Raw genomic sequence first — 22,296 nt, 5'->3', positions numbered from 1 at the left:
CATAGACGGCGCCCGGCCAAATGCGAGCAAGGTCGAAAGCGATGCACAAAAAAGAGCGGCGGACCGATCCGGCCCGCCGCTCTTGTTATTCCATTCAAACCCGAGACTACTTGGAGATCAGGCAGCTGCCGCCCGCTGCGCGATACTGTTCGCAGAGCGCTGCGGCCTCGTCCTTGGAACCGGCAGGAATACGGACACGGTAGAAAGTGCCCTTGCCGGCGATATCGGCCTTGCGGATCTCATGTGCGCGGCCACCAAGCACACCGGCGAATTTCTTCGACAGGTTGGCATAGGATTTGGTCGCCTCGTCTTGCGACGGCAATGAGGCGATCTGGATGCCGTAGCCGCCGGCGGACGCGGCCTGCTGCGGCTGAGCGGCGACCGGTGTTGCGGCCGCGACCTCAGTCGTCTTCGGCTGCTGTGCCGGCTTCGGCTGCTGTGCCGGCGGTCGGACATTGCCCTTCTCGGTCACGGTGCCGACAACGTTGACGGGCTGCTCGGCCGGACGGGCGATCGGAACCGGAGCGGTATCGGTCATCGCCCCGGTCTTGACCGGGCGCACCGGCGGTTGGACCGGGGCGGGATTTGCAGCCTGCGTGTCGGCGCCACCTGTCAGCGGCGGCTGTGCCGGCGTCGTTTCGGCAGGTGCTGCAGAACGAGCATCGGCGGAAGCAACCTCGGCGCTTGACGGGAAGCTTACGGCCGTTCCGCCTACCGGCGGCACGGGCGAAGCCGATTGCGCCGACGGGGCCGTCAACGCCGGCATCGGCTGAGCAGACGATGTCACCGGGGCAGCCGGCTGGTCGACGGCTGCTGGTTCCTCGCGGGCGACCAGCGTGCCATCGGGCTTGACGATCATCGTGCGGACCTTGCGCGGCGAAACGGACGGCGCCTTGTCGGCATCGCTAGCGGGCGCGTTTTCGGCATTGTCCTGGTTCGGCAGCAGCCGCGGATCCTCCGTCTCACCGACTGCGGTCGGTGTGACCTGATCACTCGGGTTGGCGTTCTCGTCGTCCTCAGGCAGCGCTTCCGGTGTCAGCGTGCGCTGGACGACATCGACCGGTGCCTCGTCGGAAGAAACCAACGCCTTCTGCTTCGGCTCCTCGGCAGAACCGGCAACACGGTCGTAGACCGCCTTGTCCTGGTTCGGCACGGTCTTGCCGCCGGGATTTTCCGGAACGACCTTGACCGGCTCCTTGTCCGCAGCGATCACGCGCGGCTCGCCCGATGCGACGATGCCGAGCCCCTCGCCGTTCCAGACGGAGGAATAGACACCGTAACCGACGCCGGCGAAGACCACGAGCACGACGGCTCCGGCAAGCAGCCGGCGCATCGACCGGGCCCGGCTGAAATCAGCCGCCTGGCTTGCCGATTCAATCCGAACTTCGGAGGTTTCGCGGCGCTCGACCGGCTCGCGCACGCTGCGGCGGAAATCCTCCTCCAGCGCCCGTTCGAAATCATCGAGGCCATCGGCGATGGTGGGCTTGACCACCTTTGCCGCTGCGGCAGCCGTATCCGTGGCCGGCGCCGGGTTTTCCCGCGGCTTGGCCGGTTCGAAGAAGCTCGCGATCTCCGCGTCGAGATCGAAATCGAAATCCTGAGTTTTCGCGACCGGAGCTGGCTGCTCGACCGGCGGTAGCGCCGGCACGTGCATGTCCTCGACAGCCTCAGGACGATCCTCCGGATCGGAGATCATCGCCGGATCAAACGGCAAGTCTTCGGTCGAGTCAGCGACAGGCGTCCAGTTGAAGGCCGGAGCCGGAGTTGGAACCTGAGCCTGAGCCCGAACGTGGGTCTCAGCAACGACAGCCGGAGCGGGCCGTGCAGGGGCGGAAGCCGCCTGCTGGAAAGCAGGAATTTGTGGCTCAGGCGCAAAAACGGCGGCGGGCCGAGGCGAGACGGCAGCGACCTGCTCGGGAGCACGGACTGCCAGCTCCAGTTGCGGCGCGGGCTCAGCCGGAGCCAGCTCTGGCGGTTCGGAGAAATCGAGATCGGCGAGTTCCAGCTCGATGCCGGCAAGATCCAGCTCGAAATCATGGCCGGCGAAGGGATCGTCGGCTTCCGGTACAGGTTGCGGTGCCCGCGAATATGCCGTCGCGGCAGGCCGAGGTGCAGCGACCTCGGCAAGCTGCGGCGCGACCGTTACGGCTTCAGCAGCATAGACCGGAGCCGGCTCGACCGGAGCAGGCCCAACGGCAGCCGCGGCGACCGGTGCCGGCGCGATCACTTGCGGCTGGACAAATGCAGCGGCAACGGGGGCTGCCTCGATCGATTCGGCCTGCGGCGAAACCGTCGCCGGATTGGGGCGTTGCGGTACCGGATAACGCGAGACGTCGGCGAGCAGATCGTCAAGATCGAAAGTGCCGGCAGTGTGCGGAACGTCGGGCACGACCTCGGTCAGCGCGGCATCGGCCTGGATCTCGCCTTCGACGGCGGCGGCAATGAGATCGAAACCGGCGTCGGACCCGAAATCTTCCAGATCGTCTTCGATTTCGACGAAGTCCTCGACCTCGGCAACCTCTTCCGACGCGATCACGTCGTCGTGGCGATCGAGCTCGGCGGGGAAGCCGAGCGACGGAGACGCGGATTCGAATTCCTCGGACGGCTCGGCAGTGACGGTGGGGGCCAACTGCTCGACGGCGGGGGCGGACTGCTCGATTACGGGCTGCGGCTCTGCAGCGGGCAGATCGGCGGAATGCGCTTCAGCCACCGGCGTTGCGGCTGCTTCGACCACAGGTTCGGGCTTCGGCGGAACAACCGATTCCTCGCGTTTCGCGGCGTGGAAATTGGCAAGCGGCAACCTGATGCTGGCGGCCGACCACTGCGGCGCCTTGGCGGGCTGCGGCAGCGAAGAGACCGGAGCAGCACCGATCGACAGCTCAAGCTCCTCGATCAGGTCGCGGGCACCGCCGATAGCCGATTGCACCGGCGTCTCGAAAGCGGGCTCGACGGAAAGCTGCTGCGGCCAAGCCGCCGGGTCGGCGGCGGGTGCATCCCAGTTGCTTGCTGCAGGCACAGTTGCTTCCTCAGCCTCAACGGAGGCGACGGAAACCGGCTCTGCAACCTCCGGCCTCTCGGCAGCCGGAGAAACATCGAGAACGGGCTCAATGTAATCTTCGGGGATGACGTCGTCAGAGATCGGCTCGGCTGGCCGGTCGAGCTCTGCGAGCGGACGTGGCGAATCGTAACGGTCGAACTCGCGGCCAAGCTCGTCCTCGAGATCGAGGGCGGGCTCCTGCCGCGCGGGCTCGGTTATCGTGTTTGCTGCAACACGGGGTTCGAAGCCGACGATACGGGCAAGTTCGGCCAACGGATCATCGTCGGCAAACAGGTCATCTTTTCCGCGCGTATCATACGCAAGTTGTTTATCAGCCATGCCTATCCCACTCGCAAACGCCAACTCTGAATTGCCAGCGCATTGTGGGGAAATGGTGACGTTATCGCATTTCGTCCGGTGCGGCAGTGCCTGTAATGGCAAGTCCCGACTTCAAAACCGACGCGACGGCGTACACCAGCCCAAGTCTGGCAATAGTTGATTCTCGGTTTTTATCATTAACAAATCGTAATTCCGGTTGATCTTTACCTTTGTTCCAGTGCGCATGGAAAGAACTAGCGAGGTCGTAGAGGTAAAAAGCGACCCGATGCGGCTCCTGTGACTGGGCTGCAGCCTCGACGATCCGCGGGAATTCGGCGAGCTTGGCGACGAGCTGCAATTCGGCCGGATCGCCAATGCCTGCAACGGTTTGCGCCAGTTCGGCGGCCGAAACATCGAGGTCGCCAAAAGCCTCCCTCGCCTGCCGGAAGACCGACATGCAGCGGGCATGCGCATATTGCACGTAAAAAACCGGATTATCTTTCGACTGTTCCGTCACTTTGGCGAAATCGAAGTCGAGCGGCTCGGAATTCTTGCGATAAAGCATCATGAAACGCACCGAATCACGACCGACCTCCTCGACCACTTCCCGAAGCGTAACGAAATCGCCCGAGCGCTTCGACATCTTCACCGGCTCGCCGTTGCGATAGAGCTTGACGAGCTGGCAGAGCAGCACCGTCAGTTTCGCCTTACCGTCCGAAACGCCACGTGCAACCGCTTCCAGGCGCTTGACGTAGCCGCCATGGTCGGCGCCAAGCACATAGATCATCTCGTCGAAACCGCGGTCGAACTTGTTCTTGAAGTAGGCGACGTCGGCGGCGAAATAGGTGTAGGAGCCATCCGACTTGATCAGTGGCCGGTCGATATCGTCACCGACTTCGGTCGAGCGGAACAGCGTCTGTTCGCGATCCTCCCAATCCTCAGGCAGTTGTCCCTTCGGTGGCGGCAGCGTGCCTTTGTAGACATAGCCCTTGAAGGTCAGGTCGTTAATCGCCGTGCGGATCGCGGCTGCACCATGGGCATGCAGCGTGCGCTCGGAGAAGAAGACGTCATGATGGACGTTCAGCGCCGCCAGGTCTTCGCGGATCATCACCATCATCGCATCGATGGTGCGATCCTTGACGATCGGCATCCATTGGTCTTCCGGCATGTTGTGCAGCCGTACGCCGTAATCGGCGGCAAGCGACTGGCCGACGGGCACGAGATAGTCGCCTGGATAGAGACCCGAGGGAATTTCGCCGATCTTTTCGCCGAGCGCTTCGCGATAGCGCAGGAAAACCGAACGGGCGAGCACGTCGATCTGCGAGCCGGCATCGTTGATATAGTATTCCTTCTCGACGTCGTAACCAGCAAAGGCGAGCAGGTTGGCGAGCGCATCACCGACGACGGCACCGCGGCAATGGCCGACATGCATCGGGCCGGTCGGATTGGCCGAGACATATTCGACGTTGACCTTCCGGCCCTCACCAAGCGTCGAGCGGCCGTAATCGATGCTGGCGCCGATCATCGCAGCGAGCAGCCGCTGCCAGTAGCCGACGGCCAGACGGATGTTGATGAAACCCGGGCCGGCGACCGAAACCTCGGCGATGTCGGCATCCTCCCTGAGCTTGGCGATGATGATGTCGGCCAGCGCGCGCGGGTTGGTTCCGAGCGGTTTTGCCAGCACCATGGCGGCATTGGTCGCGACATCGCCATGGCTCGCGTCACGTGGCGGCTCGACGGCGATGCGGCCGAAATCGAGCTCGGATCGCTTTTCCCTGACCAGATCGATCTGTTCAAGGGCGGTTTTGATCCTGGCTTCGAAGTCGGTAAAAAGGTTCATCACACTCTTCCATGCATAGGCTGTGCCAAAGGCTTAAATCGGCCTTCGGCGGGGCGACCGCTGCCTATCGCAAATCCGGAGTCTGGTCAAACAATCGCCTGTGGGCGCTGATCGCATAGGTGTCGGTCATGCCGGCGAGATAATCGCCGACATGGCGGGCCTTCGGCGCATCCGACAGGCCGGCGATATGATCGACCCAGTAGTGGCTCTGCATCTCCTTGGGATTGGCCATGTAGGCGGCAAAGAGATCGGTGACGATCTGCGCCGCACCCGCACGGATGCGCATGATATCGGGATTGCGGTAGATACGTTTGAAGAGCATCGCCTTGATCAGCCTGTCGGTCTCGGCCATGTGATCGGAAAACGTGGCGATAACCCGGTCGGCACCGCGAATGTCGGCTGCGCTCTCGGGCCGCAGCAGGGAAAGGCGTGCCTGCGCGACGCCGATCACGTCTTCGACCATGCGGGTGATCTGCCGGCGCATGATCTCATGGGTGAAGCGGCTCGGCTCCAGATGCGGGTATCGCGCCCTGACCTCGGCCATCAGCCCGGCGAGAAACGGGATTTCCTCCAGCATATCGAAAGTCAGGTAGCCGGAGCGCAGGCCGTCGTCGATATCGTGGGTGTTATAGGCGATGTCGTCGGCGATCGCCGCGACTTGGGCCTCGAGGCTGGCATAGGTTGCAAGCTCGAGATCGTGCAGCTCGCAATAATCGAGGATCGGCTGTGGAACGGGACCGCGCGTGCCGACACCTTCGGGCGTCAGCAGCGGACCATTGTGCTTGACCAGACCTTCGAGGCTTTCCCATGTCAGGTTGATGCCGTCGAATTCGGCATAACGCCGCTCCAGCTTGGTCACGATGCGCAGCGATTGTGCATTGTGGTCGAAGCCGCCATAGGGCAGCAGCACCTCGTGCAGCGCGTCCTCGCCGGTATGACCGAACGGCGTGTGGCCGAAATCGTGCACGAGCGCCACGCCCTCGGCCAGATCCTCGTCGAGCTTCAGGGCGCGGGCGAGCGCGCGGGCAATCTGCGCCACCTCGATCGTGTGCGTGAGCCGGGTACGGTAATGATCGCCGTCCTGAGCGATGAAGACCTGGGTCTTGTGCTTCAGCCGTCGGAAGGCGGTGGTATGGACGATGCGGTCACGGTCGCGCTGGAAGTCGGAGCGCGTCGGGCTTTCATCCTCCTGATAAAGCCGTCCGCGCGTCGTCCAGGGGTCGGCCGCATAGACCGCCCTTTCACCGCTGCCGAAACCCAAAGCACGCCTATCGATCGTCATTGTTCACCGTCATCCTGCATGTTGCCGCATCTGCCCATTGACGCCGCTTTGCGCTCTTCATACCTATAGCCCGAAGAAACGGCAAAGAGGTGCTTTCTCAACCACCTCGGCGCATCATGGCCTTTTTACGAAGATCATGATAAGTTTGTTTGATATCAGGCATTTGAATATTCGAGTGCCAAAACCCATTCTCTCCGGATCTTGACCCCGGCAGGAGGAAACATGACGGATACGAGTGTAACCCTTTCAGATGCCGCAGCAAAGCGTATCGCTGCGATCGTCGGCGCCGAGGCCGGCAAGAGCGCGCTGCGCGTCTCCGTCGAAGGCGGCGGCTGCTCGGGCTTTTCCTACAAGTTCGACCTTGCCGACAGCGCTGATGACGACGACGTCGTCGTCGAAAAGAACAATGCCAAGGTGCTGATCGACAGCCTTTCGCTCGTCTACATGGCGGGTTCCGAGATCGACTTCGTCGACAATCTGCTCGGTCAATCCTTCCAGATCAAGAACCCGAACGCAGTGGCAAGCTGCGGTTGTGGCACCAGCTTCTCGATCTGAAGATCCGAACGCACTGCGTTCTCCCCATCGAACCGGCCGAAGATAATGCTTTCGGCCGGTTTACCGTCTTGTCCGACGACGAAAGACCACGATAAAAGAAGCGCACTAAAGCGCACCGCCTCGAAGCTGATTCATGCGGCGCGCTTTAGTTCTTTTGTTTTTATGCATGCCGTTATCCAGAACCGCTGCACATTTCTGGGCGACATGCATTATGCGCAACGGGACAGAGCCATGAAGATCGCGACCTGGAACATCAATGGCGTCAAGGCGCGCATCGACAATCTTACGCAATGGCTCAAGGATTCCGATCCGGATATCGTTTGCCTGCAGGAGATCAAAACGGTCGACGAAGGTTTTCCAAGGCTCGAGATCGAGGCGCTCGGTTATCACGTCGAGACGCACGGTCAGAAGGGCTTCAACGGTGTGGCCATTCTCTCGAAGAGTTCACCTTCCGAAGTGAACCGCGGCCTGCCCGGCGATCCGCTGGACGAACAATCCCGCTTCATCGAAGCGGTGTTCACCCTGCCCGACACACGTATCCTGCGCGTCTGCTGCCTCTACCTGCCGAACGGCAATCCTGTCGACACGGAAAAATATCCCTACAAGCTCGCCTGGATGGAGCGCCTGCGGACGTTTGCAGCCGAGCGGCTGGCCTATGAGGAGATGCTGGTCCTTGCCGGCGATTACAATGTCATCCCGGAACCGCACGACTGCTTCGATCCCAAGGTCTGGGAAAGCGATGCGCTGTTTCTGCCGCAGACGCGGGAGGCGTTCCGCCGGCTCGAAAATCTCGGGCTGACGGATGCCGTGCGCGTGACGACGGATGCGACGCAGCTCTATTCCTTCTGGGATTATCAAGCCGGCGCATGGCCGAAGAACAACGGCATCCGCATCGATCATCTGCTGCTGTCGCCTGAGGCCGCCGACCGGATGACGTCGGCTGCAATCGAAAAACACGTGCGGGCCTGGGAAAAGCCGTCCGACCACGTACCGGTCATCGCTTATTTCGATTTCACGGCCTGAGGCTTTTCGCCTTGATACTAGTCGTCGGAGCTAGTTGCGATGCTGTGCGAGAGGGATACCGCCGTGCGGCGGTCGGCCTCATTGGCAACGGAGAAGGCCTGTTCCTGCAGCGCTTCCATCCAGCTGCAATCCTTGGGCTTGCAGCGGTCGAGCGCGGCCGTCATCAGCGCCAGGCCGCGGGCCGTCTGGCCCTCGTCGAAAAGAATATTGCCGAAGACCGCCATGGCGCCTGGGTGACCGCTCTTGCGGGCCTGGTTCAGCCATTTCTTCGCCTGCTGCGGGCTGGAATTGCCGCCCTCGCCGGCCAGCATCATCTGCGCCAGCTGGAACTGCGCCTCGGGGACGCCAAAGGTGGAGGCCACCTGAAAATAAAGCTGGCGCGCCTGGCTGAGGTCGATCCGGACCGGACTGCCTGATATGCCGTGTTTGTAATAATTGGCGAGCGACAGCAGCGCGTTGACAAAGAAGCCGGTATCTTCCGAGCCCGGTTCGACGCCCTGCTGGGCGATTTCGCTGTAAATCTTGAAGGCTTCGAAATCATCCTGCGTGACACCGTCGCCATCGGCATACATATTGGCGAGCGCCCAGCGTGAGCCGGTGTGCCCCTTTTCAGCAGCGTATTTATAGGCTTCGACCGCCTCTTCCTTCTGTCCGTTCTTATAGGCCTTGAAGCCGAACTTGAAGAGGTCGAAGGGTCCGGATTCCTTGCTGACGCCCGCCTTGATGTCAAATGCGCGGACCGGGCCGGACAGCGCCAGCGCTACGGCCATCGACATGCCCATCAGCATGAATTTGAACAGTCTGAACTCGGACGTCACCATTTCAACCGATTTCTTTCGCTCATCGCAGGCAGGAAGCAGCGGCGCTCGCGCTGTGCATTCCGCGGATGTATTTCTTCGAGGCGAGCGATCCCGCGGCGAGCTCCATGGCTCCTTTGCCCGCGTCGCATCCAGCCCACTGGCCCTCTCTCGAAGGCCGAATTTTCAGCGCATCATTCAGAACCACCCGGCTCACGGCATGGCCCGACAGCAATCTCCGTGGCAGGCTTTCGACAGTTGCGGCATCCGCCTTCCCGCCTTCACCATAATCGTAAACAACAAATGTGACGAAACCGGTATCGACATCTCCAGGAAAGCCGTGCCGCTCATCCGAGCGGGCCGAAAACGACAACAAAGAACGGCTCGACGGCGCCGCCGTGAGACCGGATTGGCGGTCGCAACAGCCTTGTGCAGAAAGCGAAACGGCCGCAATCAAACGATTGTTGCCAATCGTATCGCGCGATCTGTTGTTGCCGGAAAAAAATCGACCCATGCTACTATTTACACGCACCGTAAGCCTGCCCATCACCTTGCCCGCAAATAGCGCTGCGCCCTCTTTGTGGCGGGAAATGGACAATTTCACCCCGCTGCCACCTTACGGCAATCGTCGTAAAAAAGTGTTGCTGAATCGTCACAAATCAGAACGTCCATTTGTCTTACGGAGTGCTCAAAAAAAGCCCGGCAGACTGCCGGGCTCTCAAACCTCTACTTGGGACGCAGGGTCAGAACTTGATCTTTACGCTGGTGGAAAGCGCCGCCACCAGATCGTCGCCGAAGGAATAAGAGACGTCGTCGCCGTAAGTCTTGCCGTTATAGACGAAGGTGCCGGATTCACCGGCGGTCATGATGCCGAGCGCACCGGCCAGACGCCATTCGACGTTTTCGACCGGCGTATAGGAAACACCTGCGCCAAGCGTCCACGTGTCGGTTTGGGCGCCGTAGCCCTGGCTTGTGCCGCGATCCCAGGTCAGGCTGAGGGCGCCTGCCCATTGGTCGTTGAACTTGTGGCCGACGCCGCCGCTGATCGTCCAGCCGTCGCGATACAAGAGGTCGAGCGAGGTGAGTTGGCTGCCGGCGTTGCAGGCGACGACGCCCTTGGTGGCCTTCGGGCAGAAGGCGATCGACTGAAGCACGCTCCAGTTCGTCCACTTGACCGAACCGAAGGCAAGCCAGTCGGGGGCAATGCCGCTCTGCAGCTTCAACTCGACGGAATCGGGCGCTTCGGCCGAACCGTAGACGGGCGTGACGATACCGAGGTAGGGATTGGTGGGACTGACGGCCTTCGGCACCTCGGTCAAGTCGACCGTGCCCGTGAGATCGTCATACTTGACCTTGCTGTTATAGACCAGGCTGGCGCGAAAGGCATATTCCGGGATTTCGTAGGCGACGCCCGCCCGCCATCCCCAAGCCTGGTCGGCAAGGTCCAGACGGCCAGTGCCGTCATAGATTAGTGCGGCCGGCAGAGTGGTGATCGGGGCGACGAGGCGCGTCTTGAACCCCTCGACCGTCTGGTAGAATCCGCCACCGATCAGGCGAAGCTGTCCGGGACCCATGTCGAAACGATAGGAGCAAGTGGCACCGTAGTTGCGGGTGCTGATCTTGGTTTCGATGTTGTTGTTGACGCCCAGCCAATCAGTGCCGGGATTGGTGTGTGCGCCGAAGGGCGTTGAATAATCGCCCAAGCAGTCGATGGCGTCTCCGAAACCAACCTTTACCCCGAGATAGGGGACCCAGTAATCCTCCGTCTCATCCGCTGTGGTCGAACCACCGCCGATGCCGTTGGTGCCGAGGCCGTCCGAGGCTTTGGTGTCCTTGACGTTCGTCAGCCTGCGCTGCGGCATGACATAGGTCGCACCGGATTGCACCGAGAACCGCGAATTGTCGAAGAGAAGGTCGATATTGTATCCGCCGCGCTCCAGACCGCCGGCGAAGGACGGCGATGCAAGCGACGAAAAAAGAACGAGCGACGTTACGCCCTTGGAAAACCTACGCGATGCCATTGTGTCTCCCCCACTCCAGCAATTGATGTCACGTCACTCTAGTAAGTGTTCGCTCGACATGGCAACGCGCGCCACGGCAGCGCTTCCAGGCATTGCAGCGACTAGCTTACGTAAAGAAATTGACGGACACGTCAAAAAATCTGGTTAATAAAATTTTATTCCCACGTTATCGGTTTTAAGATGGGCTTTTGGGTTTTCATTCCAAACATTGCAGAAGCTGTATCAATCCGACAACAGTGGCAGTTTTCACCCCCAGGAGGTCCGTCCAGCCGTAATCCACAGGCTCAGCGCCTGAAATCAGCCGCTTTCAGGCCGAATCACGCGCGCCGAAACCAATGAAAAAGACGCGCCCGAGGAGGGACGCGCCTTTGAAATAAAATACCAAAACGGGCGATGAACCTTACCCGGCTTCGCTTACCCTGGAGAGGGCAGTGTTCAAGCTGGCGATCTGGCCCTTCAGCTCGTCGAGGCGCTCGCGTTCGGCCTCGACCACTTCGGGATTGGCGTTGGCGACGAACTTCTCGTTGGAGAGTTTGCCGTTGATGCGCGAAATCTCACCTTCCATTTTGGCGATCGCCTTTTCGAGTCGGGCCTTTTCGGCGGAAAGGTCGATCAGATTGCCGAGCGGCAGGCAGATGGTAGCCTCCGCGACGACGATCTGAGCAGCCCCCTTCGGCGCATCGTCGGCCAGCGATATTGCCTCGACACGGGCAAGCCGCTTGATGGCGGCGTCATGGCGGAACAGACGTTCGCGCGTCAGGTTGTTGGCCTTGACGACGACGAGCGGGGCTGTCGCCGACGGCGGTACGTTCATTTCGGCGCGTACTGAGCGGATGCCGGAGACGAGGTCGATCAGCCAGTTGATCTCGTCGGCGGCCGCGTCGTCGGCATAGGAGGGCGACGGCCATTCGGCATGGCAGACCAAGGTGTCGCGCTCTTTGCCCTCGCCTGCCGTATGGGCCCAAAGCTCTTCGGTCATGAAGGGCATGAAGGGATGCAGCAGCTTGTAGATCTCTTCGAGAATATAGGCGCTGCAGGCCTGGGCCTCGGCTTTGGCACCCTCGTCCTCACCATTGAAGACCGGCTTCAGGAGCTCGAGATACCAGTCGCAGACCTCGTTCCAGACGAAGCGATAGAGCGCGCCGGCGGCATCGTTGAAGCGGAAGGCTTCAAGCGCTTCCGTAACGTCACGTTCCGTACGGGCAAGCTCCGTCAGGATCCAGCGGTTGATGGTGAGTTCGGCCGCCTCGGGCACAAAATGCGGGTCGCTCTTGACACCGTTCATCTCGGCGAAGCGCGTGGCGTTCCAGAGTTTTGTGCCGAAGTTGCGATAGCCGGCGATGCGGGCCGGATCGAGCTTCACGTCGCGGCCCTGCGCCGCCATGATCGCCAGCGTGAAACGCAGCGCGTCGGCGCCATATTCATCGATCAGTTCCAGGGGATCAATGACGTTGCCCTTGGACTTCGACATCTTCTGCCCATTCTTGTCGCGCACCAGCGCGTGAATGTAGATCGTATGGAAGGGTTCGACAGGATCGCCATTCTCGTCCTTCATGAAATGCAGGCCCATCTGCATCATGCGAACGACCCAGAACGGGATGATATCGAAACCGGTGACCAGAACACTCGTCGGATAATAGCGTGCGAGTTCCGGCGTTTCGTCCGGCCAACCGAGTGTCGAGAATGGCCAGAGCGCGGAGGAGAACCATGTGTCGAGCACGTCCTCATCCCGCGTCAGGATCTCGCCCGGCTTGAAGTTTTCGAGCAGGTCCTCGACATAAGCCTTCATTGGTCCTTCATGCGAGAGGTAATGCTGGATCGCCGCCTGCAGCGCCTCTTCCTCTGTCTGTTCGACAAAGACCTGGCCGTCCGGGCCATACCAGGCGGGAATCTGATGCCCCCACCAGAGCTGGCGAGAAATACACCACGGCTCGATGTTCTCCAGCCAGTTGAAATAGGTGTTTTCCCAGTTCCTGGGAATGAACCTGGTTCTTCCCTCGCGAACGGATTCCAGCGCGGGTTGTCCCAACGTCTTGTTGTCGACAAACCATTGTTCAGTCAGCCGCGGCTCGATAGGCACGCCGCCGCGGTCGCCGTGCGGCACCATGTGCTTGTGCGGCTCGATCTTGTCGACGAGGCCGGCCTCTTCGAAAATCTCGACGATGATCTTGCGCGCGAAGAAACGGTCCTGTCCTTCCAGACGGTCCCAGGCGCCATGCAGCGCTGCCGGATTGTCGAGACCTTCGAGGAAGTCCTCGTTCTCCTTGATGGTAATCGTGGCATCGACATTCATGACATTGATGGTACGCAGCTTCGCGCGTTTGCCGACCTCGAAGTCGTTGAAATCATGCGCAGGCGTGATCTTCACCGCGCCCGTGCCGGCCGTCGGATCGGCATAGGAATCAGCGACGATCGGTACCTTGCGGCCGACGATCGGCAGGATGACATGCTTGCCGACGATCGATTCATACCGCTCGTCTTCGGGGTTGACGGCAATGCCGGTATCACCCAGCATCGTCTCCGGCCTCGTTGTCGCGACGACAATATAGTCACGCGTCTCGAATTCGGTCGGCTTGCCTTCCTCGTCGAATGCAATCGGATATTGGTAGGTGACACCCGGCTCTAGCGGATAGCGCAGATGCCAGAGATGGCCCTTTACCTCGTGCTGCTCGACCTCCATGTCGGAAATGGCAGTCAGGAGTTTGGGGTCCCAATTGACGAGGCGCTTGTCCTTGTAAATCAGGCCTTCCTTGTAGAGTGTGACGAAAACTTCGAGGACGGCCTTCGACAGGCCCTCGTCCATGGTGAAGCGTTCGCGCGACCAGTCGCATGAGGCACCAAGGCGCTTCAGCTGGTTGAAGATCAGGCCACCCGATTCAGCCTTCCACTCCCAGACCTTGTCGATGAAGGCGTCGCGGCCCATTTCGCGGCGGCCGGGCAGCTGCTGTTCCATCAGCTTGCGCTCGACGACCATCTGCGTGGCGATGCCGGCATGGTCCATGCCCGGCTGCCAGAGCACGTCCTTGCCGCGCATGCGCTCGAAGCGAACCATGATGTCCTGCAACGTGTTGTTGAGCGCATGGCCCATGTGCAGCGAACCGGTAACGTTCGGCGGCGGGATGACGATGGTGAAGGTCTCGGCCCCGGGCTTGGCGTTCGCGCCGGCGCGGAAGGCGTCGTCCTCATCCCATTTTGCAGCGATTTTGGGTTCGACGGCAGCTGAATCATAGGTCTTGTCGAGCATTTTCTGACCAATTTCGAGGTTCGAGGATGGCGTTTGTAAATAGGATGGCTACCGGCAAGTCAATAAAAAAGCCGCCCCGGAGACCGGAGCGGCTTTTCAGGAAAAAGCAATCCGATCAGCGGCGCGGGCCGCGCGCCACGCGCTCGATCTCTTCACGCACCAACCGCTCGACCAGCGTCGGCAGATTGTCGTCCAACCATTCGCGCAGCATCGGGCGCAGCATATCCTCTGCAATCTCGTCCAGCGAGCGGCGCTCCGCACCGTCGATCGCGGCGGCGAGCTCCTCGAAAGAGCGGCTGATCTGCAGACCGGCATCCTGTGAAAGCAGCGTCGGCTGGACCTCGTCCATGACGCTCGGCAGAAAACGTTCGGCCGACGACTGTGCGGGTTCCAAAACCGGCGGCATTGTTTCGACGGCGGGCGCCGGCTCGTCGATTGCGACCCGCGGTGCTTCCGCATAGACCGGCTCGGCCGGCTGCTCGATCACCGCCTGCGGAACGGGTGCAACGCTAGCCGGAGGAAAAACAGGCTGCGCCGGCTGCGGCTGCGGTGCTGCTGCACGCGGCGGCTCCGGCATCACTGCCGGCTGCAGTTCGGGCTGGCGGAAGCCGCTCGGAATCTCACGCAGTGCCTGACCGGCCTGCACGGCGCTGCGCTCGGAGGCGGCGCGCACGCGGGCGGCGACATCGGCAAGCGACAGGGCGCGGGCCGGCACTTCTGCTTCAGGGGCGGTGCCGGCCGAATTGGCTGCGACGAAACGCGGATCGGAGGAGCGCATGGCCGGTTCGGGGAACTCCACGCCGGCATAGGTGTCATCCACCGTCAGATGGATTTCGGAGCCGTTCTCGTCCTCATCGGCGCCGTAGACCGGCGGCAGGGATGCGGAGATCGCCTTGCCGGCGCCGGGCTCATTGCTTTCGATGATCTGGCGAATGGAGGCCAGAATTTCTTCCATGGACGGTTCACGCGCTACACCTGGCTGAGCCATTTCAATCCCCGTTATCCAAAAACAACGACCGGATGATGTGGAGCGTTCACCCGAATCACCACGACCTTAGAATACCCCAGGCAGGAAAAAAATCATCGCGAATCAAATGAATGCGGCCATGCACAGTTTTGTTACCCGATGTTTGCGACCTGGCGGCATCAGGGTAATTCATGTTTGTGAAGGCTTTCCAGCGGCACGAACAAAAACCGAGCATTAATGACAAGCCTTGCTCTTTACTCGGCGTCATCCTCGGCCTTGTGCCGAGGATCTGCGACAGAGAAATAGGCAGGCCTATTAGCCGGTCTGACAGGCCCCATTGACGCCCGTTGCTGAATTCATCGACAAAACCGCCTCAGAAAACGAATTCGCGCGCCTTGGCGAAACCGGGCAGCGGCTTCACGGAGGCATTGAAGAAGACGTTTTCCGAAACGGCGCCGCGCTCGGCGACGAATACCTTGGCGCGGGCAGCATTGCCGTAACCTTCGACGGTGATCAAACGGCCGCCATCACGCAATTGACCGAGAAGAGCCGCCGGAACCTCCTCGACTGCGCCATTGACGAAGATCAGATCATAGGGAGCGCCGGCAGCGTAGCCCTTTTCGAGTGGTCCGGTCACGACTTCGACTTTGGCATAGCCGGAAAGCTGCGCCTTCGCCTCGGCGGCCAGCGTCTCATCGCATTCGAGCGAGATGACGGAGCCGGCAATGATCGACAGCAGCGCCGATGCGTAACCCGTACCGCAACCGACTTCGAGGACGAAATCATTCTTGGTGATCGCGGCCAATTGCAGCAGCTTGGCGAGCGGCGATGCCTCCATCAGGAATCGGGCCGGCTTTCCCGGTGCTGCGGCCGATATCTCGACATCGTTGTCGATGTAAGCCAGCAGCTTCGCCTTCTCCGGCACGAATGCCTCACGCGGCACGGAGAGAAACGCCGTCAGCACGGAATGCGAGGTAACGTCCGTCGTGCGAACCTGGGTGTCGACCATCTTTGCGCGCGCTGCTTCGAAATCCATCATGTCCTCTGGCTCTTGAAAGCGGTTCCTATCCTTCGTCTCTTAATCCCCGCCACGGTTGCTTTCAAGGCTTGGCAGCCTCCGGCGTAAAGAATCCGGCAGGCGCATCTTCCGCGCCACAGGGGGATTGAAGCGCTGCAACGCAAACGTGGAATCCCCTGCCCCGTCATGTTATGATCCTCAACGGAGGAAATAAGGAGGAGCAGGCAATGTCTGCGATTTTCGAGCATTTCTCGCTGTTCGATTTTTTCATCGTCGCAGCGCTCATCGGCATATTCTGCTGCGGGCTGCTTGACGGCGAAACGACCCTGAAGTGATTGGGCGCCGAAGGGCGCTCAGAGATATTCCCGGCATATCGTCTGCGGCAATCTCATGCAGGCAGACGCGGGTTTGATTTGCGCTCGGTTCGTTTGAAATCACGGCGCGACCCCGGGGTGTAGCCAGCACTTCCAGCCTCGACCGCCTCACGCACATTAACGTTACGTCAACCATTTTGTTGCGGCGCCCTCACCTTTCGCTATGGGTGTGCGCATGCAAACCTTTCTGATAAAATCGCGTGATATAGAAGCGCTTCACTACAATGCCGATGCCCGCCTGCTGCTGATCAAATACAGCAGCGGCGACATTCGCAGCTTCACCGGCGTTTCGCCGCGGGCCATGCGACGGCTGCTCGGCGCTGGTCCCGAAATCGGTAGCGGGTCTGGATCAAGCGATCTGGAATATCAGGCGCAAATCCGCAAGGGCGGCCTGAAGGCGCTTCACCGCCTCAGGGGAATCAATCCGTCGCAGTTCGATTTTTCGGCCCGCCCGCGGATCTGGTAGCCGTGCGTTTCAGACGCGACGCCTCGTCGCTTAACCGGCCGCAGCCAGGCGGTATACGTCGTGTGGAAAATTTTGGAGGCCTCGCCCGGAATTGAACCGGGGTACAAGGATTTGCAGTCCTCTGCGTCACCACTCCGCCACGAGGCCTCACGCGCTCGTTATCTGAGCCGTGGCGAGCGTTTAGAATGATCGTAAGGAAATCGCAAGAGGGCATTTCGGAAAAACGCCATTCCGCTGCTGCCGAAAAGGCCATTTTCCCATCCCGGAACGGCGCGGGCGCAGGCTGGGATTTCCATGGCCGTGACGATGCCCTATTTCCTGCCAATGTTTGCATTTGAAACGAATTGTCAGCTTGACGATCGTGCTGTTGGCCTCATATTGCCCCCGGGAGGGTGATAGGAGCTGCAATGGATTGGGCTGCCCTCAAATCGAAGCACGTGCATGCGGCATACGACGCCGACAGCCGGGATCTCCACGTAAAATTCCCGGGTTCTCCACCAGTGAAACATGCGGATATTCCGCCGCACGTCTACCAGAACCTGCTGGAAACGAGTGATCCGCACTTCTATTACAGTTATTATGTTGCGCCTTCCCGCGTATCACGGGGTGGGCGACATCCGGTCTCGGTCTCCCACGCGCTGAAGCTCGTCCTCCTGCTTGCCGTCTGCAGCCTCCTCATGGTGACCAGCCTCGATCCGGGTCCCAGTGGAGTGTTCGAGGAAAGCGAACTCAGGTCGAATTAGGCCCAAATTCGCATAGGCGGCGTGCCCGGCTCAATCGCTGGGCCTGCGGCAAGGCGACTGGCTGCTGGGTCGACATTGTCGGTTCTGTTCTGATTGCGATAACGGCGATCGTCGCGGTGGCGATCGTTGCTGCCATCACGCTCGTTCCGGCCGTTGAAATTGCGATAGTTACGAGGTCCGTTATAGCCGCCGCCTTGACCTTGGTCGATCACGCATCCCTCGGGACGGCGGCAGACGCCGCGAGCGTCAAAACCCCGGCTGTCGAGGGCCTCGGCAGGAACGCTTGAAAAAATCGCCGCCGCTGACACAACGACGATAAATAATGCCTTCATTTCCTCACCTGGACCAATTGGCGCGTTTTCGCATTTTACAATCCATAAACCATGAAGGCAAAAGCCATTCAGGGTTTCGCCAAATCTTTCTGGAGATGACTGTCAGCCAGCCGGGTCCCGCCGCCTGTGCCACCAGACCACCAGCCGCCGCCGAAGCCTGCGCGCGACAGGCAGATCGTGCGAAAGCACCAGGAGGCCGAGCGGCAGCATCCAGAATCCCAAGATTGGCAGGAAGCCTAAGAACCCGCAAAGAATGAGGGCCACGCCGATCGCCATCCGCGCGATGCGCGAACGGGGCATTCCGATGCTGAAGGAGCCGAGCATAAGCCTGCCGCTTGCATGATCGATGCCGAAGCGCCCCGCCCGCTTTTTGGGCCTTTCGCCGGCCCTCGTCTGTTCGCGATCATTCCGATTCGTCATTCCCCAGAGATGGGCACAGGCATCCCAAATACAAGTTCATTTCATTTTTTTGAAAAAACCGCTTGGCAAATCGGGCAAGCATTTGTATTAGCCCACTCACACCGCGCCAAGCAGTGATCCCTGGTAGCTCAGCGGTAGAGCATTCGACTGTTAATCGACAGGTCGCCGGTTCGAATCCGGCCCGGGGAGCCAGTTTCAAGTTAATCGCCTGTTTCGTTGAGAAATCCGAAGACAGGCGCTTTCTTCTCACTTTTAGCCCTAAATCAGCATCCCCTAATCCTTGCGAAAATCCACAAGACGCATAAATTCAATCCATCGGATAGCTTTTGCTGGTGACCACGGATGAACTGGCACCGTGCTGATGTAATCAAAGAAAGGTCGGGTCGAATGCTCCCCCCGACCTTTTTTTGTTCAGACGCCGGAAACAAAACGCCCGCCGAGTTGCTGCTCGACGGGCTGCTGTGGTGGTGTGGTTAGGTCAGGCCGACGCGACTGTGACCGGGTTACTGCCGACTAAAAATCGAAATACACGGTCACACCTGACCGACGACGATAGCCGTAATCGTTGCGATAGCCGTAATCGTCGCGATAGCCGTAATAGTCGCGATGCCCGTAATACCGCGGACGGTAGCACGAACCGTAGTACCGGCAGTCGCGGTAAGCGTACCGGCGGTTCTTCCAGTGGCCATACGCATATCCATTGCCGTGTCGACGGTGTTTGACCTGCTCGACGTCGGCGGTGTGCATTGCAACTGGTTTCGGCACGACGATCGGCGTGGCGTTTAGCGGCAGGGCAAAACATGCAGCCAAGACTGTGGCTGCGACTGCGGGAAAAAGCTTTTTCATCGGCGCATCCTTTCAGGCTCCGAGTCTGGGTTAATAGGCATTAACCTGGCATGAACGGCTCTCCGCTGTGGAATTTCCAGAAAGACACCAGCCGCCGCGCCCTAGTGTCGGATGGGGTGGTGATCGCGCCGGCCATCGGTGTTGGAGGAGCGGAGGTCACGTCAATGTGGCGTGAAGTGCCCCCCGCTGTTGGCCTGGGCAGCGGCCGAAAGGAACCGAGCGCACCCATAAAGCTGAGAGCCGCCCGGCCGCGGCGCCGTATGAAGCGGCGTCGCTCGCCTGCCATCGTGATGGTCACGATCCGGTTCAAGCAAAGCAAGACAGGGGTCAAGCTAGTCATACCCCGTGCTCCTGTGGACCACTCGCTCCTGGCCCGTGGCCGCATCAAGAGACCGCGATCGGCAACGTTCTGAGAGGCCTGAAAAGTTCTCATGCTGCGAACTTGGCAGACGCTACTTCGCCCTAGCACAGAGCACCACTATAACATTGCAGACGTCTTCACCGGATTGCGCGACTCGAAAACAGCAGCGGCGCTTCACCTGCGGTAGCCAAAGAACCGCCAAGGGTGTAGAGCCCATCGCATGGCCCTAGACCCACTCAAAGCACTCTCCGACTATTCCGAAGCCGATTGCACCGTGCAGTTCTGGATTGCCGACGCGCCCGCGGTTGAATTCAAATCTCTACAGGCCGCCGTGAGTTACGCGAAAAACAATGGCGGTCGATGGCAGCAGATCGAAATCACGGTGCACTTGCCCCGCGAGGATATCGTTTACGCAACCGATAAGGTGCACCAGTTGATCGATGCATTGCGCCTTCACGGCCAGTGACATTGTTGGCATAGTCCCAAAGATCCAGGTCGCGAGAGAACAGCGTGGCCGCGGTCGTGTAAGCCCTCGTGGCGCCGGCCTTCATCGACGGCGATACCTCCGGGGCTGGTCGTCCTGGCGTTCGTCTTTAATGAAAGCGAAACGACGAACCGGCCGGCCTTTGCGTTGACGGTCGAATGATGTAGAGGCTGAGGCAGGACGCGACCGCCATTAACTTTAGAATGGGGTCGGGCGGCAGATTGACGTCACGTCGCTGCCACGAGATCACGTGGCCGTTCTCTCTTGATCATTGGAGCGTGGGAACCGCGCTCGCAGCTCCTTTTCAAACACATACTACCGCCACAGCAACCGGATAGGCTCAGTCATGGCTCTCGGTATGGCAATAGGAATTGGAATAGGCGCCGCGGTCGGCCCGATTCTGTTCGACGACGTCGCGATTGGCATCACGTTCGGGGTTGCGCTCGGCGCTGCCGTTGGGGCTACAATCAAACGGAAATGACGTCCGGGCGCGATCGCGATCCTATTGGCCAACGCTCCCGACTACGGAGCGCCTGCCTGACTTCTCCCCCATACTCCCGTTCTGTGCAGACGCGAGCCGCCTGCCTTTAATAGCTGCACGAACGACCGTCGCCGGGTCGGAAGCCATCGGCGCAGGCCGGATTCATGGAATCTCCCGGCTGATATCCCGATGCTGTGCCATATGAATTCGGCGGTGTCGAGCAGGCCGAGATCATGGCGGCAAGACTGATTGCTCCGGCTGCTACAAATGCCCGAAATCTGTTCATTGATGCTTCTCCAGTTTACGCCGTGACGCCATCATGAGTGCCTGTCCCTTGGGAGCAGCGGGAGGAATTTATCTTGCCCCCAAAGATATAGGCGCGTTGCTCGACTGGCGTTAGCGGGAGCGTCCAAGATTTCGTCGATCTTTATCATCCGCGCCTGAAGATCGTCGACGATCAAGCCGGCCGGGAACAAAGGCCGTGGTTCAAAGTTGAGTGGCATTAACAACGTAACGTCAGTTTCTGACAGGAGGTCTCTCATGGGTCGCGGTATTCTACTTTGGCTGCTCGGTGTTCCACTGCCTATCATCATTCTTCTGGCTCTGTTTATGCGATAGGAACAGATATGTCGGTTTCAATGACAGGTTCCGGAGAGATTGCCACTCCGGTCGAATCCTCCAAATCGGCTATGACATGGGGGCCCATCTTTGGGGGAGCCGCGGCAGCCATTGGCGTGACGCTCATCCTTTTGCTGCTCGGATCCGGGCTCGGGCTGACCATGGTGTCGCCCTGGTCGGGACAAAGCAGTTCGCTCGGGACACTCGGTGTGACGGCGGCAATCTGGCTCGTTCTCGTGCAATGGCTCTCTTCGGCGCTCGGAGGCTATATTACCGGACGGCTGCGGACGAAATGGGCGGCTGTCCACACTGATGAAGTTTTCTTCCGTGACACCGCGCATGGTTTCTTGAGCTGGGCTTTGGCGACAGTCTTCGTCGCCTGCTTTCTTGCATCGTCGCTGACCTCGCTGGCCGGCGCAGGTGCACAAGCCGTGGGTTCAGCGGCACATGCCGTGGGATCGACTGCCACTGCCGCCGGTACAGCAGCAGCATCGTCGGCAACTTCGCCGGTGGATCTCTCCACTTCCTATTTTACCGACGCACTGCTGCGCCCCGATCAGGCGCGAGCAGCGGCCACATCCAATGATTCCGCGGCAACATCGGAGGTGTCTCGCATCCTGCTCAACGGCGCCGCCGAGGGCAAGATTCCCGATGACGACAAGGCCTATCTTGCCACCATCGTCTCTTCTCGGACCGGTCTTTCCGAAGCCGATGCACGCACCCGCGTCGATGCGGTGTTGAAGCGTATCGACGACACCAAGGTTGCCGCCCAGAAAGCTGCCGATGAGGCACGCAAGGCGGCCTCCACCACGGCCCTGCTCGGCTCGCTGTCACTTCTGATCGGGGCTTTCATCGCCTCTGCCGCCGCAGCGTTTGGCGGATCGCAACGCGACGAAGAGGAAGATCTCATCGTCACTTCCCGGCGCTAAAGGCCCGGGTGAACTCGGGGCGCGGGGTCGAAAGGCCGCGCGCCCTATTTATGTTGTCTTGTTTGAAACGCAGCCCTTCGCCAGGTTGCAGTTTATTTTGCGGCGAGCGGAACATGTGGCCATTTTTGAGCTTCGGTTAA

20 protein-coding genes and 2 tRNA genes are annotated in these 22,296 nt (G+C 60.2%); 8 read left to right on the top strand and 14 right to left on the bottom strand.

Translation table 11 applies throughout. The features are described 5' to 3' along the window. Nucleotides 1-106 precede the first annotated feature (106 nt). From HJB82_RS03705 to HJB82_RS03695, 3 genes are all read right to left on the bottom strand, one after another. Nucleotides 107-3,376, bottom strand: coding sequence for an SPOR domain-containing protein (locus HJB82_RS03705; protein ID WP_221139596.1), 3,270 nt, complete (start codon nucleotides 3,374-3,376; stop codon nucleotides 107-109). Between the two features lie 61 nt (nucleotides 3,377-3,437). After that, complete coding sequence (gene argS / locus HJB82_RS03700) at nucleotides 3,438-5,195, bottom strand: arginine--tRNA ligase (protein ID WP_221132664.1); 1,758 nt, start codon at nucleotides 5,193-5,195, stop codon at nucleotides 3,438-3,440. A gap of 64 nt (nucleotides 5,196-5,259) precedes the next feature. Next, nucleotides 5,260-6,477, bottom strand: a complete 1,218-nt coding sequence (locus HJB82_RS03695; protein WP_207583962.1) for a deoxyguanosinetriphosphate triphosphohydrolase — start codon at nucleotides 6,475-6,477, stop codon at nucleotides 5,260-5,262. Between the two features lie 222 nt (nucleotides 6,478-6,699). Between HJB82_RS03695 and erpA the strand changes: the two genes are divergently transcribed. Together erpA and xth are read left to right on the top strand one after the other, a co-directional pair. Beyond that, entirely contained in the window at nucleotides 6,700-7,032 is a 333-nt protein-coding gene (erpA, locus tag HJB82_RS03690; RefSeq protein ID WP_164009248.1) for an iron-sulfur cluster insertion protein ErpA, read from the top strand. 231 nt (nucleotides 7,033-7,263) lie between these two features. Beyond that, nucleotides 7,264-8,055: an exodeoxyribonuclease III gene (gene xth / locus HJB82_RS03685; protein ID WP_207583961.1), complete on the top strand. Its 792-nt coding sequence runs from the start codon at nucleotides 7,264-7,266 to the stop codon at nucleotides 8,053-8,055. Between the two features lie 17 nt (nucleotides 8,056-8,072). On the opposite strand, the gene exoR is transcribed toward xth, so the two are convergent. The 6 genes from exoR to HJB82_RS03655 all read right to left on the bottom strand — a co-directional run bounded on the left by exoR (nucleotide 8,073) and on the right by HJB82_RS03655 (nucleotide 16,123). Further along, nucleotides 8,073-8,876 (bottom strand): exopolysaccharide production regulator ExoR, encoded by an 804-nt coding sequence (gene exoR, locus HJB82_RS03680; protein ID WP_207583960.1) that lies wholly within the window; start codon nucleotides 8,874-8,876, stop codon nucleotides 8,073-8,075. Between the two features lie 19 nt (nucleotides 8,877-8,895). After that, on the bottom strand, nucleotides 8,896-9,456 hold the full coding sequence (locus HJB82_RS03675) for a hypothetical protein (protein ID WP_246762742.1): 561 nt from the start codon (nucleotides 9,454-9,456) through the stop codon (nucleotides 8,896-8,898). A gap of 139 nt (nucleotides 9,457-9,595) precedes the next feature. Continuing rightward, nucleotides 9,596-10,873: an OmpP1/FadL family transporter gene (locus HJB82_RS03670; RefSeq protein ID WP_207583959.1), complete on the bottom strand. Its 1,278-nt coding sequence runs from the start codon at nucleotides 10,871-10,873 to the stop codon at nucleotides 9,596-9,598. A 400-nt stretch (nucleotides 10,874-11,273) separates the two neighbouring features. After that, nucleotides 11,274-14,117, bottom strand: coding sequence for a valine--tRNA ligase (locus HJB82_RS03665; protein WP_221116316.1), 2,844 nt, complete (start codon nucleotides 14,115-14,117; stop codon nucleotides 11,274-11,276). Between the two features lie 115 nt (nucleotides 14,118-14,232). Further along, nucleotides 14,233-15,105 (bottom strand): PopZ family protein, encoded by an 873-nt coding sequence (locus tag HJB82_RS03660; protein WP_221139595.1) that lies wholly within the window; start codon nucleotides 15,103-15,105, stop codon nucleotides 14,233-14,235. Nucleotides 15,106-15,457: 352 nt separating this feature from the next. Further along, on the bottom strand, nucleotides 15,458-16,123 hold the full coding sequence (locus HJB82_RS03655) for a protein-L-isoaspartate O-methyltransferase (protein WP_221132668.1): 666 nt from the start codon (nucleotides 16,121-16,123) through the stop codon (nucleotides 15,458-15,460). A gap of 516 nt (nucleotides 16,124-16,639) precedes the next feature. Here HJB82_RS03655 and HJB82_RS03650 point away from each other — a divergent pair. After that, nucleotides 16,640-16,942 carry a KTSC domain-containing protein gene (locus HJB82_RS03650; RefSeq protein ID WP_221116313.1) on the top strand — a complete coding sequence of 101 codons (303 nt, stop codon included), beginning with the start codon at nucleotides 16,640-16,642 and terminating at the stop codon, nucleotides 16,940-16,942. Nucleotides 16,943-17,015: 73 nt separating this feature from the next. On the opposite strand, the gene HJB82_RS03645 is transcribed toward HJB82_RS03650, so the two are convergent. Beyond that, nucleotides 17,016-17,089: transfer RNA gene (locus tag HJB82_RS03645), tRNA-Cys, on the bottom strand. A 260-nt stretch (nucleotides 17,090-17,349) separates the two neighbouring features. Between HJB82_RS03645 and HJB82_RS03640 the strand changes: the two genes are divergently transcribed. Beyond that, nucleotides 17,350-17,685: a KTSC domain-containing protein gene (locus tag HJB82_RS03640; RefSeq protein ID WP_207583955.1), complete on the top strand. Its 336-nt coding sequence runs from the start codon at nucleotides 17,350-17,352 to the stop codon at nucleotides 17,683-17,685. Here the strand turns inward: HJB82_RS03640 and HJB82_RS31485 are convergent. Together HJB82_RS31485 and HJB82_RS03635 are read right to left on the bottom strand one after the other, a co-directional pair. Continuing rightward, nucleotides 17,682-18,017: a hypothetical protein gene (locus tag HJB82_RS31485; protein WP_207583954.1), complete on the bottom strand. Its 336-nt coding sequence runs from the start codon at nucleotides 18,015-18,017 to the stop codon at nucleotides 17,682-17,684. The genes HJB82_RS03640 and HJB82_RS31485 overlap by 4 nt on opposite strands. Nucleotides 18,018-18,119: 102 nt before the next feature. Next, nucleotides 18,120-18,437, bottom strand: a complete 318-nt coding sequence (locus tag HJB82_RS03635) for a hypothetical protein (protein ID WP_207583953.1) — start codon at nucleotides 18,435-18,437, stop codon at nucleotides 18,120-18,122. On the opposite strand from HJB82_RS03635, the gene HJB82_RS03630 reads away from it, so the two are divergent. Both HJB82_RS03630 and HJB82_RS03625 read left to right on the top strand, forming a co-directional pair. Next, the gene (locus tag HJB82_RS03630) at nucleotides 18,357-18,554 is read left to right on the top strand and encodes a hypothetical protein (protein ID WP_207584408.1); all 198 of its coding nucleotides are present in this window, start codon (nucleotides 18,357-18,359) and stop codon (nucleotides 18,552-18,554) included. The genes HJB82_RS03635 and HJB82_RS03630 overlap by 81 nt on opposite strands. Continuing rightward, a tRNA-Asn gene (locus HJB82_RS03625) sits at nucleotides 18,555-18,629 on the top strand. Between the two features lie 321 nt (nucleotides 18,630-18,950). Here the strand turns inward: HJB82_RS03625 and HJB82_RS03620 are convergent. Next, a complete protein-coding gene (locus HJB82_RS03620) occupies nucleotides 18,951-19,283 on the bottom strand; it encodes a hypothetical protein (protein ID WP_207583952.1) in 333 nt (110 codons plus the stop codon). 581 nt (nucleotides 19,284-19,864) lie between these two features. On the opposite strand from HJB82_RS03620, the gene HJB82_RS03615 reads away from it, so the two are divergent. After that, the gene (locus HJB82_RS03615; protein WP_207583951.1) at nucleotides 19,865-20,110 is read left to right on the top strand and encodes a hypothetical protein; all 246 of its coding nucleotides are present in this window, start codon (nucleotides 19,865-19,867) and stop codon (nucleotides 20,108-20,110) included. A 605-nt stretch (nucleotides 20,111-20,715) separates the two neighbouring features. Here the strand turns inward: HJB82_RS03615 and HJB82_RS31480 are convergent. Next, on the bottom strand, nucleotides 20,716-20,895 hold the full coding sequence (locus tag HJB82_RS31480) for a hypothetical protein (RefSeq protein ID WP_246762740.1): 180 nt from the start codon (nucleotides 20,893-20,895) through the stop codon (nucleotides 20,716-20,718). 340 nt (nucleotides 20,896-21,235) lie between these two features. Here HJB82_RS31480 and HJB82_RS03610 point away from each other — a divergent pair, with 340 nt between their 5' ends. Then, complete coding sequence (locus HJB82_RS03610; protein ID WP_207583950.1) at nucleotides 21,236-22,156, top strand: hypothetical protein; 921 nt, start codon at nucleotides 21,236-21,238, stop codon at nucleotides 22,154-22,156. Nucleotides 22,157-22,296 lie beyond the last annotated feature (140 nt).

This window comes from Rhizobium sp. NZLR10 (genome assembly GCF_019685125.1).
Classification (GTDB): Bacteria; Pseudomonadota; Alphaproteobacteria; order Rhizobiales; family Rhizobiaceae; genus Rhizobium.
This window is presented reverse-complemented; position numbering and strand designations above follow the sequence as displayed.

Bases quoted from the DNA above. Each gene is read 5' to 3' on its own strand.
- HJB82_RS03615 (WP_207583951.1), top strand. From the start codon at position 19,865: ATGGCCCTAGACCCACTCAAAGCACTCTCCGACTATTCCGAAGCCGAT.
- HJB82_RS03670 (WP_207583959.1), bottom strand. From the start codon at position 10,873: ATGGCATCGCGTAGGTTTTCCAAGGGCGTAACGTCGCTCGTTCTTTTT.
- erpA (WP_164009248.1), top strand. From the start codon at position 6,700: ATGACGGATACGAGTGTAACCCTTTCAGATGCCGCAGCAAAGCGTATC.
- xth (WP_207583961.1), top strand. From the start codon at position 7,264: ATGAAGATCGCGACCTGGAACATCAATGGCGTCAAGGCGCGCATCGAC.
- exoR (WP_207583960.1), bottom strand. From the start codon at position 8,876: ATGGTGACGTCCGAGTTCAGACTGTTCAAATTCATGCTGATGGGCATG.
- HJB82_RS03650 (WP_221116313.1), top strand. From the start codon at position 16,640: ATGGGTGTGCGCATGCAAACCTTTCTGATAAAATCGCGTGATATAGAA.
- HJB82_RS03635 (WP_207583953.1), bottom strand. From the start codon at position 18,437: ATGACGAATCGGAATGATCGCGAACAGACGAGGGCCGGCGAAAGGCCC.
- HJB82_RS31480 (WP_246762740.1), bottom strand. From the start codon at position 20,895: ATGAACAGATTTCGGGCATTTGTAGCAGCCGGAGCAATCAGTCTTGCC.
- HJB82_RS03695 (WP_207583962.1), bottom strand. From the start codon at position 6,477: ATGACGATCGATAGGCGTGCTTTGGGTTTCGGCAGCGGTGAAAGGGCG.
- HJB82_RS03640 (WP_207583955.1), top strand. From the start codon at position 17,350: ATGGATTGGGCTGCCCTCAAATCGAAGCACGTGCATGCGGCATACGAC.
- HJB82_RS03665 (WP_221116316.1), bottom strand. From the start codon at position 14,117: ATGCTCGACAAGACCTATGATTCAGCTGCCGTCGAACCCAAAATCGCT.
- HJB82_RS03630 (WP_207584408.1), top strand. From the start codon at position 18,357: ATGATCGATGCCGAAGCGCCCCGCCCGCTTTTTGGGCCTTTCGCCGGC.
- argS (WP_221132664.1), bottom strand. From the start codon at position 5,195: ATGAACCTTTTTACCGACTTCGAAGCCAGGATCAAAACCGCCCTTGAA.
- HJB82_RS31485 (WP_207583954.1), bottom strand. From the start codon at position 18,017: ATGAAGGCATTATTTATCGTCGTTGTGTCAGCGGCGGCGATTTTTTCA.
- HJB82_RS03705 (WP_221139596.1), bottom strand. From the start codon at position 3,376: ATGGCTGATAAACAACTTGCGTATGATACGCGCGGAAAAGATGACCTG.
- HJB82_RS03655 (WP_221132668.1), bottom strand. From the start codon at position 16,123: ATGATGGATTTCGAAGCAGCGCGCGCAAAGATGGTCGACACCCAGGTT.
- HJB82_RS03610 (WP_207583950.1), top strand. From the start codon at position 21,236: ATGTCGGTTTCAATGACAGGTTCCGGAGAGATTGCCACTCCGGTCGAA.
- HJB82_RS03660 (WP_221139595.1), bottom strand. From the start codon at position 15,105: ATGGCTCAGCCAGGTGTAGCGCGTGAACCGTCCATGGAAGAAATTCTG.
- HJB82_RS03620 (WP_207583952.1), bottom strand. From the start codon at position 19,283: ATGAAAAAGCTTTTTCCCGCAGTCGCAGCCACAGTCTTGGCTGCATGT.